Origin of the sequence: Dactylosporangium sp. NPDC005555 (assembly GCF_040605635.1) — a bacterium.
Lineage (GTDB): Bacteria > Actinomycetota > Actinomycetes > Mycobacteriales > Micromonosporaceae > Dactylosporangium.
In genome coordinates, this window is the sequence record NZ_JBEXDG010000111.1 from 1 (window position 1) to 14,698 (window position 14,698).

General features: G+C 68.1%; 12 protein-coding genes and 3 pseudogenes. 10 read left to right on the forward strand and 5 right to left on the reverse strand.

Annotation, left to right across the window (positions count from 1 at the left end; translation table 11 throughout):
• Positions 1 to 697, forward strand: a pseudogene (locus ABZS58_RS49725) (acyl-CoA dehydrogenase); the annotation flags it as partial.
• A 35-nt stretch (positions 698 to 732) separates the two neighbouring features.
• Complete coding sequence (locus ABZS58_RS49730; RefSeq protein WP_354791719.1) at positions 733 to 942, forward strand: MbtH family protein; 210 nt, start codon at positions 733 to 735, stop codon at positions 940 to 942.
• Here ABZS58_RS49730 and ABZS58_RS49735 read toward each other — a convergent pair.
• Positions 939 to 1,145, reverse strand: coding sequence for a hypothetical protein (locus ABZS58_RS49735; protein ID WP_354791737.1), 207 nt, complete (start codon positions 1,143 to 1,145; stop codon positions 939 to 941). The two genes, ABZS58_RS49730 and ABZS58_RS49735, sit on opposite strands and share 4 nt — an antisense overlap.
• 77 nt (positions 1,146 to 1,222) lie before the next feature.
• Between ABZS58_RS49735 and ABZS58_RS49740 the strand changes: the two are divergent.
• The 3 genes and pseudogenes from ABZS58_RS49740 to acs all read left to right on the forward strand — a co-directional run.
• Positions 1,223 to 1,386: pseudogene (locus ABZS58_RS49740) on the forward strand (ISL3 family transposase); the annotation flags it as partial.
• Between the two features lie 361 nt (positions 1,387 to 1,747).
• The gene (locus tag ABZS58_RS49745) at positions 1,748 to 2,566 is read left to right on the forward strand and encodes a methyltransferase domain-containing protein (protein ID WP_354791721.1); all 819 of its coding nucleotides are present in this window, start codon (positions 1,748 to 1,750) and stop codon (positions 2,564 to 2,566) included.
• A 142-nt stretch (positions 2,567 to 2,708) separates the two neighbouring features.
• Positions 2,709 to 4,688 carry an acetate--CoA ligase gene (gene acs, locus ABZS58_RS49750; protein WP_354791723.1) on the forward strand — a complete coding sequence of 660 codons (1,980 nt, stop codon included), beginning with the start codon at positions 2,709 to 2,711 and terminating at the stop codon, positions 4,686 to 4,688.
• A 132-nt stretch (positions 4,689 to 4,820) separates the two neighbouring features.
• Here the strand turns inward: acs and ABZS58_RS49755 are convergent, their stop codons facing one another.
• Positions 4,821 to 5,672, reverse strand: a complete 852-nt coding sequence (locus ABZS58_RS49755; RefSeq protein ID WP_354791724.1) for an alpha/beta hydrolase — start codon at positions 5,670 to 5,672, stop codon at positions 4,821 to 4,823.
• Between the two features lie 345 nt (positions 5,673 to 6,017).
• On the opposite strand from ABZS58_RS49755, the gene ABZS58_RS49760 reads away from it, so the two are divergent.
• Positions 6,018 to 7,283 (forward strand): acyltransferase, encoded by a 1,266-nt coding sequence (locus ABZS58_RS49760; protein ID WP_354791726.1) that lies wholly within the window; start codon positions 6,018 to 6,020, stop codon positions 7,281 to 7,283.
• A gap of 277 nt (positions 7,284 to 7,560) precedes the next feature.
• Here the strand turns inward: ABZS58_RS49760 and ABZS58_RS49765 are convergent, their stop codons facing one another.
• Positions 7,561 to 8,124, reverse strand: coding sequence for a dihydrofolate reductase family protein (locus ABZS58_RS49765; protein WP_354791727.1), 564 nt, complete (start codon positions 8,122 to 8,124; stop codon positions 7,561 to 7,563).
• Between the two features lie 17 nt (positions 8,125 to 8,141).
• Here ABZS58_RS49765 and ABZS58_RS49770 point away from each other — a divergent pair, with 17 nt between their 5' ends.
• The gene (locus ABZS58_RS49770) at positions 8,142 to 8,297 is read left to right on the forward strand and encodes a hypothetical protein (RefSeq protein ID WP_354791729.1); all 156 of its coding nucleotides are present in this window, start codon (positions 8,142 to 8,144) and stop codon (positions 8,295 to 8,297) included.
• A 260-nt stretch (positions 8,298 to 8,557) separates the two neighbouring features.
• Here ABZS58_RS49770 and ABZS58_RS49775 read toward each other — a convergent pair whose 3' ends face one another.
• Positions 8,558 to 10,204: a condensation domain-containing protein gene (locus ABZS58_RS49775; RefSeq protein WP_354791730.1), complete on the reverse strand. Its 1,647-nt coding sequence runs from the start codon at positions 10,202 to 10,204 to the stop codon at positions 8,558 to 8,560.
• Between the two features lie 253 nt (positions 10,205 to 10,457).
• Between ABZS58_RS49775 and ABZS58_RS49780 the strand changes: the two genes are divergently transcribed.
• The 3 genes from ABZS58_RS49780 to ABZS58_RS49790 all read left to right on the forward strand — a co-directional run bounded on the left by ABZS58_RS49780 (position 10,458) and on the right by ABZS58_RS49790 (position 13,704).
• Positions 10,458 to 11,438, forward strand: a complete 981-nt coding sequence (locus tag ABZS58_RS49780; RefSeq protein ID WP_354791732.1) for an LLM class F420-dependent oxidoreductase — start codon at positions 10,458 to 10,460, stop codon at positions 11,436 to 11,438.
• Between the two features lie 437 nt (positions 11,439 to 11,875).
• Positions 11,876 to 13,042, forward strand: coding sequence for a histidine kinase (locus ABZS58_RS49785; RefSeq protein WP_354791734.1), 1,167 nt, complete (start codon positions 11,876 to 11,878; stop codon positions 13,040 to 13,042).
• 53 nt (positions 13,043 to 13,095) lie between these two features.
• Positions 13,096 to 13,704, forward strand: coding sequence for a response regulator transcription factor (locus ABZS58_RS49790; RefSeq protein ID WP_354791735.1), 609 nt, complete (start codon positions 13,096 to 13,098; stop codon positions 13,702 to 13,704).
• Positions 13,705 to 14,001: 297 nt separating this feature from the next.
• Here the strand turns inward: ABZS58_RS49790 and ABZS58_RS49795 are convergent.
• Positions 14,002 to 14,698 (reverse strand): annotated as a pseudogene (locus tag ABZS58_RS49795) (acyl-CoA dehydrogenase); the annotation flags it as partial.

Here is a 14,698-nt window from a genome sequence, read left to right on the forward strand (position 1 = left end):
CGCGTTGCTGTTCGCGGCTCCGCGCAGTCAGTGGGAGCGGTTGGATGACTGGGGGCAGCAGCTGGGTATGCGGGGCAGCGGTTCGCACGGCATCACGATGGAGAACGTTCACATCCCGCCGCACATGGCGTTGCCCGGTGTGCAGCTGGTCCAGTACGACGCGACGGGGGGTACTCCGGGGCGGGACCTGCACGGCAATCCGGAGTACGGCGGTGGCCCGCTCTCGTTCATCAACTTCCTCAACTGCTCGATCGCGGTGGGCATGGCGAAGGGAGCGCTCGACGCGTATGAGGATCTGCTGCGCAGCCGCACGACGTTGATCCCGCCGGTGGTGCCCCGCTATCAGGACCCGGACTATCAGCTCTGGTACGGCGAAGCCGTGGGAATGATCGGCACTGCCGAGGCGGCGCTGATGAACGCTGTCCAGCAATGGCATGACGCGGCTGTGCGAGGGCCGTCCGCGGTGACCCCGGAACTGGACCTGCGTCTCTCGGCCATCAGCCGGCACGTCGCCACGACGGCCTGGACGGCGGTCGAGGGGATCATCCTGCCCACCGCCGGGTCGAGCGCGATCCGCCACGGCGAACGCCTCGAACGCGTCTGGCGGGACCTGTCCACGATGCGCACCCACGCCGGCCTCTCGATCCTGCTACCCACCATCGCCATGCGCGAACTCGCCAAGAGCGTCGTCCGCTGATCCACCCCCCGCACCGACGAGCGGAAAGAGAAGCCATGACGAACCCCTTCGAGGACACCGACGCGCGGTACTTCGTGGTCGTGAACGGCGAGGGCCAGCACAGCCTGTGGCCCGGGAACATCGACGTGCCCCAGGGCTGGGTCACCGCGTACGGGGAAAGCTCCCGTGCCGGCTGCCTGCAGTACGTGGAGGAGCACTGGACCGACATGCGGCCCCAGAGCCTGATCGACGCCGACCGTGGCTAAGCGGGGGAATCGTCACGACGCACAGCAGTGAACAGCAGACGCTCGGCGACCTCTTCACGGCGCAGGCGGCCCGCATCCCGGACGCGATCGCGGGTGGTGTGCTTGGTCACCAGGATGCATCGGCGGGCGCTGCAACGGCAGTGGCATGCTGACGCGGCGGCGGCCTCGAACGACAGCAGGTCGGCGATCAGCGCCACCGTCATCCAGTCGTGGTCACGCCACGGCGTGCATCTGTCCACTGTGGGCAAGTGGCGTCCCCGGTTCCTGGCCGATCCACGGGCCGAGGTACTCCACCACTCTGGTCGACCCGTTCCGTGACCACCTGCGCAAACGCCGTGAGCAGGAACCCTCCGTCACCACTTGGGCCCTGCTGGGCGAGATCAAGGCGATGGGACACCAGGTGGACAGAGCCTGCTGTACCGCTACCTGGCTCAGGGTCGCGCCGGCAACGAGCACCCGCCGCCCTCGCCCCGCCGCCTCACCATGTGGATCACCTCCGACCCGGCCAAAGTCTCCACCACCACCACGCAGGCCCGCCTGCAGAACGTCCTCCAGCACGGTCGGAGATGCCCGCCGGCGACGTTGCGGCTGGACTGAGATCTCGCGCTGAAACCGCGAGAGGAGCCGCCGAGACGCGAACCTTCGCATCACCGCCTGAGTTGGCCGTCGATGCCAACGCCACGGCGGACACCTACGACGCCGCCCGACGCGCCGGCGTTCTGGGCACGGCATTCGACATCTGAGCAGCGGATCCAAACTCACCCGGCCGCGCCGCGGCCGCGACCAACGAGGGAAGTCAGCATCGATGATTCTCGAGGATCAGTACTTTCTTGGCTATCGGAGCGCGGAGCACGAGCGGCTCCAGGAACAGGCGGAGGACTTCCGGTCCGAGGCGTCCTGGTTGTTCGACCAGGTCGGACCGCTCGAGGGTAAGAGCGTCGTGGAACTCGGCGTGGGACCCCGTGGCTGCCTGGACGAGTTGGCCGGACGGGTGGGGCCGGACGGAACCGTCATCGGCGTCGAGCGCGACGCGGAGTCGGTCGAGCTCGCGCGCAAGTTCGTGGTGGACCGCGCGTTGGACAACGTCGACGTCCGGCTCGGCGATGCGCGTGCGACCGGCCTCCCCGGCAACAGCTTCGACCTCGTCACCGAGCGGCTGATCATGCACAACGTGCCGAGGCCTGAGGAGATCGTCGCCGAGGCGGTACGGCTGGCCCGCCCGGGAGGATGGGTTGCGTTCCACGAGGGCGATCGGAGGGGGCAGATGTGCGACCCGCCCGCCGAGTCGTGGTTCTCGATCATGGATGTCCTCAAGCAGTATGCGGACCGCAACACGATCGACCTGTTCGTCGGCAGGCGGGTGCCCGGCCTGCTCCACCGCGCAGGCCTCGTCGACGTCCGGGTGCGGCCCGTCGTCTACATCGACCACGAGCCCGGACACCCGCGGCGTTTGGTCCTCGCTGACTTCGCCGAGAACCTGCGTGACCGGCTCATCGCGAGCGAGCTGATCACCAGAGAAGAGTTCGACGATCTTCACGCGGCGTTGCGCCGTCACCTCGCCGATCCAGGCACCACCGTGATCTCACACCTGTACGTCCAGGCCTGGGGCCGCAAGCCCGGCTGATCGCGACGTGGTCCAGCGGAAGCTCGCCCACGGCGGCCCCGCTGGACCATCCACGGGCGCCCAGCACGGTCGAAGATGCCCCGCCGGCGACATTGCTGCTGGACTGAGATCGCGCGCTGAGACCGCGAGAGGAGCTGCCACCATGACCACGTCGCTGGAGAATCTCTCCACCGAGACGCGAACGTTCGCACCACCGCCTGAGTTGGCCGCCGATGCCAACGCCACGGCGGACACTTACGGCGACGCCGCCCCCGATGCGCCAGCGTTCTGGGCACGGCAAGCGGAGCGGCTCACGTGGGTGAAGAAATGGGATCAGGTCCTCGACTGGAGCAATCCGCCGTTCGCCAAGTGGTTCATCGGCGGCGAGCTGAACGTCGCCTACAACTGCGTGGACCGCCACGTCGAGGCGGGCAAGGGGGAAAAGGTCGCCATCCACTGGGAGGGCGAGCCCGGCGACACCCGCACGATCACATATGCGGACCTGCTCAAGAGCGTCAGCCAGGCGGCGAACACGCTGACCGAGCTCGGCGTGACGGCCGGCGACCGGGTGGCCATCTACCTGCCGATGATCCCGGAGGCCGCGGTCGCGATGCTGGCCTGCGCCCGCGTCGGCGCCACTCATAGCGTCGTCTTCGGTGGATTCTCGGTGGACGCGCTCGCCACCCGGATCCAGGACGCGGGCGCGAAAGTCGTCATCACCGCGGATGGTGGTTACCGGCGCGGCAAACCGTGGGCGCTCAAACCCACCGTCGACGACGCCGTCGCTCGATGCTCGAGCATCGAGCACGTGCTGGTCGTCCGCCGCACCGGTGAGGACGTCACCTGGGGCGAGAAGGACCTGTGGTGGCACGAGACCGTCGAGCAGGCGAACGACAAGCACGAGCCGAAGGCGTTCGACTCCGAGAACCCGCTCTTCATCCTCTACACCTCGGGCACGACCGGTAAGCCGAAGGGCATCCTGCACACTACCGGCGGCTACCTGACCCAGGTCTCGTACACCCACTGGGCCGTCTTCGACCTCAAGGTCGAAACCGACGTGCACTGGTGCGCAGCCGACATCGGCTGGATTACCGGGCACTCGCACATCGTCTACGGTCCGCTGTCGAACGGCGCCACCCAGGTCATGTACGAGGGCACCCCGGACACCCCGCACCGCGGCCGGTTCTGGGAGATCGTCGACAAATACAAGGTCAGCATCCTGTACACCGCGCCCACCCTCATCCGCACCATGATGAAGTGGGGCGACGACATCCCGGCCAAGTACGACCTGTCGTCGCTGCGCATCCTCGGCAGCGTCGGCGAGCCGATCAACCCCGAGGCCTGGATGTGGTACCGCGAGCACGTCGGCCACGACAACGCCCCCATCGTGGACACCTGGTGGCAGACCGAGACCGGCGGGATGATGATCTCCCCGCTGCCCGGCGTGACCGCCACGAAGCCCGGCTCGGCGATGACCCCGCTGCCGGGCATCTCCGCCGACGTGGTCAACGACGAGGCAGAGTCGGTGCCGAACGGCGGCGGCGGCTTCCTCGTACTACGCGACCCATGGCCTGCGATGCTGCGTACCATCTGGGGCGACGACAAACGCTTTGTCGACACTTACTGGTCTCAATTCGGCGCCGGCGCCAATTCCGGTGACGAATGGATCTACTTCGCCGGCGACGGCGCGAAACGGGACGAGGACGGCGCGCTGTGGCTGCTCGGCCGGGTCGACGACATCATGATCATCTCCGGCCATAACATCTCCACCACCGAAGTCGAATCCGCGCTGGTATCGCATCCTTCGGTCGCGGAGGCGGCCGTGGTGGGCGCGTCCGACCCGACCACCGGCCAGGCCATTGCCGCATTCGTCATCGCCCGCAGCAACGTGGACACCGCCGACGAGACCGGAGACCAGCTCAAGGTCGACCTGCGCAACCATGTCGCCAAGACCCTCGGTCCCATCGCGAAACCCCGCTCGATCACGTTCGTAGCCGAACTGCCCAAGACCCGCTCCGGCAAAATCATGCGACGCCTGCTGAAGGACGTCGCCGAGAATCGCACGCTGGGCGACGTCAGCACGCTCATGGACTCGACGGTCATGGACATGATCAAAGCGGGGTCCGGAACGGCGGAAGACTGAGCCGAGAGCCTCTCGCGTCAGCGCGACCCGTGCCCCGTGGAAGATCCCGCCGCGGGGCACGGTCCTGTTCTTCGAGAAGTTCCCCGTCGCCGGCTTCCGCAGGTGCCGCGGACGGGGAAATCCGCTGTGAGATCAGCGAGCGATGTTGCGCTGGAGGAAGTTGGTGACCAGGGTGGCGCAGCGGTCCGGCGCGTCGATGAACGGCCAGTGTCCACTGTGGTCGAAGACGTGCGCCTCGGGGTCCGGGAAGGCCACGTCCTGACGCCGCGCATGGGTGACCGGCAGGTACGGGTCGTGCGCGCCCCACACGACCAGGGCGGGCCGCCGCAGCGGCCTGAGCGAGGCGGACGTACGCCGGGAAAAGCCCTCGATGTCCCGGGCGGAGCGGTACAGCCGCAGCACCGCCCGCCTGGTGTCGCGGTCGAAGTCGTCGAACATCCGGTCGAGGAAATCGCGCGGTAGCCCGGACGGGTCGCCGATCCCCAGGATGGCCCTGAACGCGCGCCTGGTGGTGGCGGCCATGAAGAGCTCACCGACGACCGGCGTCTGCCAGACGCGGGCCAGCCGGTGCCAGCGGTATCCGATCAGTGCGCCGGTGTCGACGAGCACCGCGCTGGCGAACCGTTCCGGCCGCGCCACCGCCCACGCCAGCCCCCACGCGCCGCCGAAGTCGTGCATGACGAGGTGAGCGCGTTCCACGCCGAGCGTGTCGAGGGCGCCGGCGACGTACGCGGCGTGCCCGTCGACCGTGTGCGGAAAGTCGCGTGGCTTGTCGGCCTGGCCGAATCCCGGCGCGTCCCACGCAATCGCCCGCGCGAAGCCGCCGACCCGGGTCAGCAGGCCGTCCCAGTCGGCGCCGGAACCCGGGTTGCCGTGGAGGAAGACCACCGCCTCGCGGTCGCCGGCCGGACCGGCCTCCCGCAGGGGCGTGCTGACCCCGCCCACGGTCAGGCGGCGGGTGGAAACGGTGATGCGGCTCATCATGCGGCCCGGGACCGGCGCAGGACGCGCAACGCGATCAGGCGCGCGGCGGACACGGGCAACCCGCCCGTGCTCGCCCCGATGACGACGACAATGCCGACCATAGCCATAGATGTGATCCTATGGACAGCGTTGAGCGGCGGCTCTCCCTCCGTGCTGAGTCGCACCATCCACCGCAACCGGAACGGTGACGGCTGATCGTCGAGGTCGAGTTGGCGGCCACCGGCCGGGGCCCGTTCCTTGCGCGCCGGGATGAACGCAACAACGCAATCTGGAAGACGCGTTCGCCACGGGGAACATGGGACCCTCGCTGCGGAGAGCCAGCGGAGAGCGAAAGGACAGCCGCCGATGACAGCGAAAGAAGTTGAACCGCCGATGACAGCGAAAGAAGTCGCACCGGAGGTAGGCGGGGCAACGGCGTTGCGCGCGCCTTTCGCCACCAGACTCCCTTCCGTGACGGCGCTGCGGATCGTGGCCGCGACCCTGGTGTTCATCCACCATTCGACGTTCCAGCCGCTGTTCTCCGACCAAGGCGTGCAAAAGGTCTACAATATGCTCGCCTACAACATCGGTGCTATTAGCATCACGTTCTTCTTCGTGTTGAGCGGCTTCGTCATGACCTGGTCGGCCAAGCCGACCGACACTGCGAAACAGTTCTGGTGGCGACGATTCGTCAAGATCTTCCCGAGCCACCTCGTGGTATGTGCCATCGTGCTGTTCCTGGTGTTTCTGGCCGGGCGCGCCGTCCCGTGGCGCGAAGCGTTGGTCAGCGTCGGCCTCCTGCAGGCATGGGTGCCGAGCAACGAATACCTGCTGTTCGCGATCAACCCACCGACGTGGTCGCTGTCGATCGAGCTGCTGTTCTACCTGTGCTTCCCGCTCCTGCTGATCCCGGTCAGCCGAATCCGGCCCAGCCGGCTGTGGCTGTACGCGTGGCTGACGGCCGCGGGCGGTCTGCTGCTCGTGCCGGGAATCTCGTGGCTGTTCCTGCCCGGCGCTGCGCCGGACTCCCCCTTCTCCCCCTTCTCCTGGCCACAGATGTGGTTCATCTACTTCTTCCCGGTCACGCGGATGTTCGAGTTCCTGGGCGGCATGATCCTGGCCAGGATCCTGATGACGGGCCGCTGGCCGAGCGTGCGGACGTGGCACACCGCGGTGCTGATGGTGGCGGTGTGGGCGGCGACCCTACCCATACCGGGCAACCTGTTCGACGGGGTGTACCGTTCGCTGTTCATCATGCCGATCGCCCTGCTGATCACCGCCGCGGCCGCGGCGGACGTCGCCGGGCGCCGGACGCTGCTCAGCAGCCGCGGCATGGTCTGGCTGGGCGAGATCTCCTACACCTTCTATCTCGTCCACGTCACCGTGTTCTTCTCGCTGCAAGCCGCGCTCAACAGCCAATGGGGCGTGGGCGGGATGTTCCTGGGCGACTTCACGTCTCGCCAGTACGGCACCGTGGCCGCGTTCGCGTTCATCGTCGTCGCCTATCTGGCCACCGCGCTCGCCGCATGGCTCGTGTATGCGCTGGTGGAGCGCCCGGCGATGCGGCGGTGGGCCCGTCCGAGGCGGGCCCGGCCGGCCGCGTCGGCGTCCGCTTCCACAAGGACGGCATGACCGGCGAGGAAACCGGCAGCTCCATCCGCCACCACCTCGACATCGCCGGACGCACGACCCCTGTTCTCCGATGACGCCATCACCTGCACCATCGCCCCGCCGGGCACTCAGCCCGGCGGGGCGCTTCGTGCCCACGCGCCCTTGCTGAGTGCGGCAGGGCGGGCATGACCGGTTCGGAAGCTCATCGAGGTTCCTGCGCCTTGTGACTCCGGCCGAATCAGCCGTCAGCGCTCCGCCTGTCGTGCACGTGCCGCCGGCAATCGGACCGGGCCGTCGTTCACTGCTCGAGAATGCGGTAGCGGAGGTATCCGAAGCCGTTCTTGAATCGGCGCTCATCGAGGAACTCGAGGTCGGTGCGCATGCCGGTCGGCAGCCATGGCTTGCCCCCGCCGACGACAATGGGCAGGACGAACAGCTGGATCTCGTCGACCAGCCCGGCCTTGATCGCCTGCGTCGCGATGTCGGCGCCGCCGATGGTGAGATCGCTGCCGGCCGTGGCCTTCAGTTCGCGGACCGCGGCGGGGTCGAAACTGCGTTCGATTCGAGTGTCGGCAGTTGACACCGCGTCGAGGGTCGTGGAATAGACGACTTTACTCGCCGCCTTCCAGGTGCTCGAGAAGTCGGCCATGAGGTCGGACCGCGCGGCCAGCGTCGGGTCGGTCTCCCAGACGGCCATCGACTCATACAGGCGCCGCCCGTAGAGAAACGTGCCCGCGGACCGCAGGAGGTCGGTGGTGAACGCGAATACCTCGTCGTCGACCGGGAGCCAGGCGAACGTGCCGCTTTCGTCCTCGATGTAGCCGTCAAGCGACACGTATGTCACGTATACCAGTTTTCCCATGCCTCCACCTCTCGACGATGAGCCGCAACAGCCCGGACATTCATCAGCATGGCGATCTTGCCGGCGAAGGCCGGCGCATGACCTTCCCGCCGTTATCGAGCGCGATCGCGGCTCGCCATATCCACGCATTCGCAGGCATAGGCTACCTGCGCCACGGATCGACGTCGACCTGATCGGATATTTCGCAGCCCCGACACGCTGCAGTGACGATGTCCAGGGACCGCCGGCGACCGCCGGCGGTGCCGGCCGCGAGGACGCATTGCGCGGTGGCATAGGCGAAGGTAGATGTCGTGACCGGCCCGTCGAGCATGTGAGCCACTTGCTCCGCCCGCTCGCAGAACCTCGACGCAGAGAGGCTCCCGGGAAGACGGTCAGGTTTGAGCACCTTCCGTCTTCCCGGGAGCCTCTCCCGGTTCTTCAGTCGTCGTTGCGTTTATGTGGTGTGTTGTTCGAGTCGTTCGGGGCCGCTGTCGATGATGTCGAGGAAGTGCTGCCGGATGTCGTCGGCGAGGGAGGCGTCGTGCATGTCGGTGCGTACCTGCAGGTCGATGTCGTAGCCCTCGGGGATCGGCGAGATGACGATCATGACGGCGAAGCTGCAGACGGTGGCGAGTACGGCGCCTTCGGCGATGAGTGTTCCGGTGGTGTCGCCGAGGCTGAACCGGGGTTCGGAGGTGAAGCTCAGTGATACCAGCCGGTCGAGCTGGATCAGTTTCTGGGCGCCGCTGAGCGCGGTGCCCAGTTCTTCGGGGATGATGAGCACGTCGCGCGCGCCCATGGCCTGCCGGTATGACTCGCGGGTCCGGGCCAGCAGGTGCGGGCCTGACCGGGACGGGCCGTTGGGGCGAAGCAGGATGGTGCCGACCCGGTTGGTGACGGTTCGGTCGATCACCTCCCCGGAGTTGTTCGCGATGGTGACCATCACCGCGAAGTCTGGTGATGCGCCGGCCCGGATGAGGGACTCCATGTAGACCGCCGCAATGCCCACCGACGGCGGCATGCCGTAGGCGTGGGCGTATTCGTCCCAGGGCTGCAGTTGCGTGTGGGATACGAGGAAGTTGCGGAGGACGGCCGGACCCGGGATCGAGTACCGGGAGTTGTCGGGCATCGGGGGGATCTGTGCTGACCCGTCGCTGCGGGCGGGAAGCCGGCAGGCCGGCACGTCACGCATCTCGTCGCGCCAGTACTGGCGCTGGGTCTCGATGTCGGCCGATGCGAGCTGGTGCCGGAAGTCGCAGGCCATCTCGGCCAGTGACGCGGTGCGGCCCGGCCACTGCGGTGGGTTGCCGGCCAGCCGCGCCGTGTAGGCCGCGGACAGCTCCGTGGTCAGGATGCCCCACGAGCGGCCGTCGAACCCGGAGTGGTCCAGGGCCATCCCGAACAGGGTGCGCTGCCCGCTGCGTGCGAGCGCAAGCCGCCACACCGAGCCCTGCTCGATTCGCAGCGGCATCCGCAGGGTCCGCCTGAGCGCCTCGATCGCCGCCTCGTCACTGGCTTGCTCGCCCAGGTGGTGGAACTCCGCCTGTCCCGGATCGGCCGGCACCTCCGCCAGCCCGAGCTCCGGCCCGCTGAGATACCGGGCGTACAGCGCCTGATGACGGCGATGCACATCGGTGGCGGCCTGCTCCAGCGCCGCCGCGTCGATCGGGCCGTCGAACCACCAGGCGAACTCGGCCACGATCTTCTGCGGAACCGTTTCGGCCTGCACCGGAGTGATCGCCACCAGCTGGTCACCCTCGGCGGCCGACGACCTGCCGGGAACGGGCTGGTCATCGGCCGCCCCGCCGCGGGCGGTGTCGATCCATGCCGCGAGCTGCGCCACGGTGGGGGTCCGGAAGATCTGGGTGAACCTGACCCGCACCCCGGCGAGCTGCTCCAGCCGGGCACAGGCCACCGTCACCCACACCGAGTCGAGCCCGAGATCGAACACCGACGCCGTACGCGGCAACCCGGCAACCTCGAGCAGCTCGGCGAAAACCCGCTCGACCATGACCTCCGTGTCACCGCGCGGGCGCTCCTGGGGGGCAACATCGGACAACCCACCGGCGCCGGCGGTCTCCAGAGCCTCTTGCTGCCTCATATCCACTCCTGAAAACGACGGGAAGGGGCGGGCAAACCACCACCGGCCAGAACCTGAGGATCACCTCCATCCCACCGGCCACGCACCTCCCGAGTTGCTACCCACGGCCCCGGCACCGGCGCCGGCCGGTTACCCACCGGGCCGGGCGGGCGCAACGGCGAAGATGCACCCCACCGAACACACCCACCACCCTGAAAGCGAGCCGGCACGATGCGAGAAGACGGCGCATTTCGTGATCAATAACCTTCAAGGCATGCGTTTCGGTCTTTCCATACCCCAGGGCAGTGGTTTCGAGATCGTCGGCATGCCGGCGGCCAAGCAATGGGATTCGATACGTGAGCTTGCCCGGGTCGCCGACGACGGCCCGTTCGAGTCGATTTGGGGGTCCGACCACTTCCTCACGTACCCACCGTCCGATGAGTCGGTGTTCGAGGTGTGGTCGATGATGGCGGCATTGGCCGCCTGCACGTCGCGGGTACGGCTGGGGCAGCTCTGCACGTGCATGGGCTACCGCAACCCGGCCTACCTGGCCAAGGTGGCGGCCACCGTCGACGTCGTGTCCGGCGGCCGGGTGGAGATGGGCATCGGCGCCGGTTGGCACGAGCACGAATGGCGCAGTTACGGCTACGGCTTCCCCAGCGCCGCCGATCGGCTCGGCATGCTCGACGAGGGCGTGCAGATCATGCGGCAGATGTGGACGACCGGCACGGCCACCCTGACGGGGAAGCACTACCAGGTCGACGGTGCGACCAGCCGGCCGCTGCCCGCGCAGGAGGGCGGGATCCCGTTGTGGATCGCGGGCGGTGGCGAGCAGAAGACCCTGCGGATCGCGGCCAAGTACGCGCAGTACACGAACTTCGGGGTGCCGCTGGATGAGTTCGCGCACAAGTCCCAGGTCCTGGCCGGGCACTGCAAGGACGTGGGCACCGACTTCGACGCGATCGTCCGGTCGATCAGCTTCAACGTGACCATCGGCGAGACCGAGAAGGACGTCGCCGACAAGCTGGCCTGGACCCGGGCCCACTACGAACCGCTGCTGCCGGCCGAGGAGCTCGAGCCGCTCATGCAGTACCTCGCGCAGGGCCTGGTCGGCACGCCCGAACAGATCGTGGAGCGGCTGACCGAGGCGGGCCGGACCGGCGCCGGTTACGTGATCGCCCGATTCATCGACGCGGCCTACGACCGGACCAGCATCGACCTGTTCGCCGGCAAGGTGATCCCGGAACTGGCCTGACGGCTCGCCGCCGGATCAGGGCGCCGAGGGGGAGCCGGCCGGCCGGCGGCGGGGCCGACGCCACTGCACGCAGCGTGCCGGCCTTCCGGTCGCCAGAGCATGGAGCGTGCTGCCGGCTCGGCTTCCTGAGCTGCGCGGGCCCGCCCGGGCGCGAATGTCACGGGCAAGCATCTTTGAAGGTGCGACAGGTGTGCCGACCTGCGACGCTGACAAGGTAGTCATCCGCAATACAATCAAGATCATCGATGATTACCAAGAGTCACCGGGGGTCCTCAATCACTACTCACCGTTGCTATTGTAGAACGGAACGCGACCAAGGTCCGCTACGACCGCCTCGCCGGGGGATGGGCCTTTCGGCCCGCAGCCCATCGGCTGACACAGCACCGGGCCGCACCATCACATCGCGGGCCACGCACCGAACGACCCGCTCCACCGCCATGACGAACAAGCGGACGCTGTCCACCGCGGAGACGCAGCCCGAGAACGGCTTGCCGGGGGTTGCACGCGTGCGGCCCATGATCCTGGTCGTACTGCTCACGGTACAGATCACGGCGATCCTGGCCCTACCCATGCCACCGGGACAGCTGGCCGCCGCACTGGCCGCGGTGACCACCCTGGCCGTGCTGCAGGTCCGCCATTTCCGGGGCACGGCACGACGTTCGCGGTGGCTGACGCCGGGCTTCCTCGCCGCCGAAGGTCTCGCCACCTATCTGCCGTTGCTGGCCATGGGTGCGGTCTGGCCGGGGATGGGGGGACTCTTCGCGGCGTCACTGCTGCTCGTGGTGTGCGGCCCGGCGGGCTGGGCGCTGTTCGCCGCGGTCATCGCAAGCTTGTTCGCGGCGGCCATGGCGCTGCACCTAGGGGTGTACGACGCGAGCAACGCGGCGGTCGCCAGCGCGGCCGACGCCTTGATCATCTTCGGTGCGTTCCGCCTCGCTTCCGTGCTCCGGCATGCGCAGGGCGCACGAACGGAGGCAGCGCAGCTCGCCGTGGTCCGGGAACGGGTGCGCTTCGCCCGCGACCTGCACGATCTGCTCAGCTACAGCCTGACCGCGATCACGCTGCGAGCCGAGCTGACCAGGCGGCTCGTGAGCAGCGACCCGGCCACGGCAAGCGACGAGCTGCGGGACGTGGTCGACATCGCCCGGCACGCGGTCGCCGAAGTGCGGCAAGTGGCTGACGGGTACCGCAACCTCTCCCTGGCGCACGAGGTGGCGGGCGCGGCCTCGCTGTTGGCCAGTGCCGACATCGCCGCGCACGTCGACATGAACTGTGGAGTCCTGCCGGACAAGGTCGACAATGTCCTGGCCATGGTCCTGCGTGAGCTGATCACGAATGTCCTGCGGCACAGCAGCGCGCAAAACTGCTGGATCACCGTGGAACAGGGGGATGACCAGGTCACGATGTCGTTGGCCAACGACGGGGTGCCGCGGGCCACCGCCACCCATCGCGCCGGCGGCGGACTGGAAAACCTCGCCTCGCGACTGGAGATCATCGACGGCGCGTTGAACGCGACGGTACGCGGGGACAGACGCTTCTGCGTATGTGTGGAAATCGCGATCAAGGCTGACGAGCTCGTGGGTGCCCGGCACCAGCGGACCTGATGCACCTGATTGCGTACCCCGTCGAGGCCAATGAACTCATCGAGGAGTTTCGCATGCTCCGGATCCTGCTCGCCGAGGATGTCGCCATGGTCCGCGGGGCGCTGGTCGCCCTCATCGAACTGGAGCGGGACCTGAAGGTGGTGGCGGCCGTCAAAAGCGGCGCAGACATCGTGCCCACGGCGAAGCGCTGCCGGCCCGATGTCGCGGTCATCGACGTCGACCTTCCGGGCATCGACGGCCTGTCGGCGGCCGCCGAGCTCAAGCGCGAGCTACCGCACTGCCGGACCCTCATCCTCACGAACCTGGGCCGATCCGGAACGGTCAGCCGGGCGCTCAACGCCCGCGTGTCCGGCTTCATGCTCAAGGACTCCCCACCGGAGGAGCTCGCCACCGCCATTCGCAACATCTCCCTGGGCCGGCGGGTGATCGACCCGCAGCTGGCCCTGTCCGCGTGGGACTGCGGCCAGAATCCGCTGTCCACGCGGGAGCACGAGGTGCTGCGGCTGGCTGCCGGGGGCGCCAGCCCAGCGGAGATCGCCTCGGCCCTGCACCTGTCGGTGGGGACCGTCCGCAACCATCTCACGACCATCGTGACCAAGCTGCACGCCCGCAATCGGGTCGACGCGGTCAAGAGGGCGTACGAATCGGGCTGGCTGCCCTGAACCTCGATCCACCGGTGAGCGCGGCCGCGTATTCCACTCCGCAAGGGACGGCAGGACGGCCAGCTTCAGGAGGGTCATGAACTTGGCCAGCCGCTGGGGTCACCTGTCGATTCGAGGCTGAAGTCGCAGAGCGACAGCCTGCCGCAGCACCCGGTACAGCTCTGCGATGACCTGGTCCAGGTCCGGTGCGTTCTGCAGCGATCGCTGCCGCTGCGCGACACCGGCGGGACGGCGGCGCCGAGGCCACCGGTCCCGCCGACGAGTACCGCGCCGCAAGCGCGGCGCGGTACGCAACGGCTAATGCACCAGGCTCTTGGCGAGTTCGCGCATGGCGATGGTGGGTAGCAGGATCGAGAGGCCGGCGTGGGTGCGCATCGTGGACAGGTCCCGCCAGACGCGTTCGAGGCGTTCGCCGTGGCGGATCGCGCTCGACCCGGCGGTGGGCAGGATGATCCCCTCGACCGCCGTCCAGGCCGTCGTGGCGACGTGCCGGCTGATGGCCGAGAGACGCAGGTCCAGTTCCGGGGTCACCGCGGACGGCCCTCGCACAGCCGCGTCATGCCACTGCTGGACAGCGTTCATCAGCGCCGCCTCGGCAGTGCCGATCATTCCCACGGCCTCGCCGTACCAGAGCTGATAGTCCGGGTCCTGATAGCGGGGCACCACCGGCGGGATCAACGTCGTGCGGCTGCGCAGCAGATCCTCATACGCGTCCAGCGCTCCCTTCGCCATGCCCACCGCGATCGAGCAGTTCAGGAAGTTGATGAACGACAGCGGGCCACCGCCGTACTCCGGATTGCCGTGCAGGTCCCGCCCCGGCGTGCCCGCCGTCGCGTCGTACTGGACCAGCTGCACACCGGGCAACGCCATGTGCGGCGGGATGTGGACGTTCTCCATCCTGATGCCGTGCGAACCGCTGCCCCGCATACCCAGCTGCTGCCCCCAGTCATCCAACCGCTCCCACTGACTGCGCGGAGCCGCGAACAGCAACGCG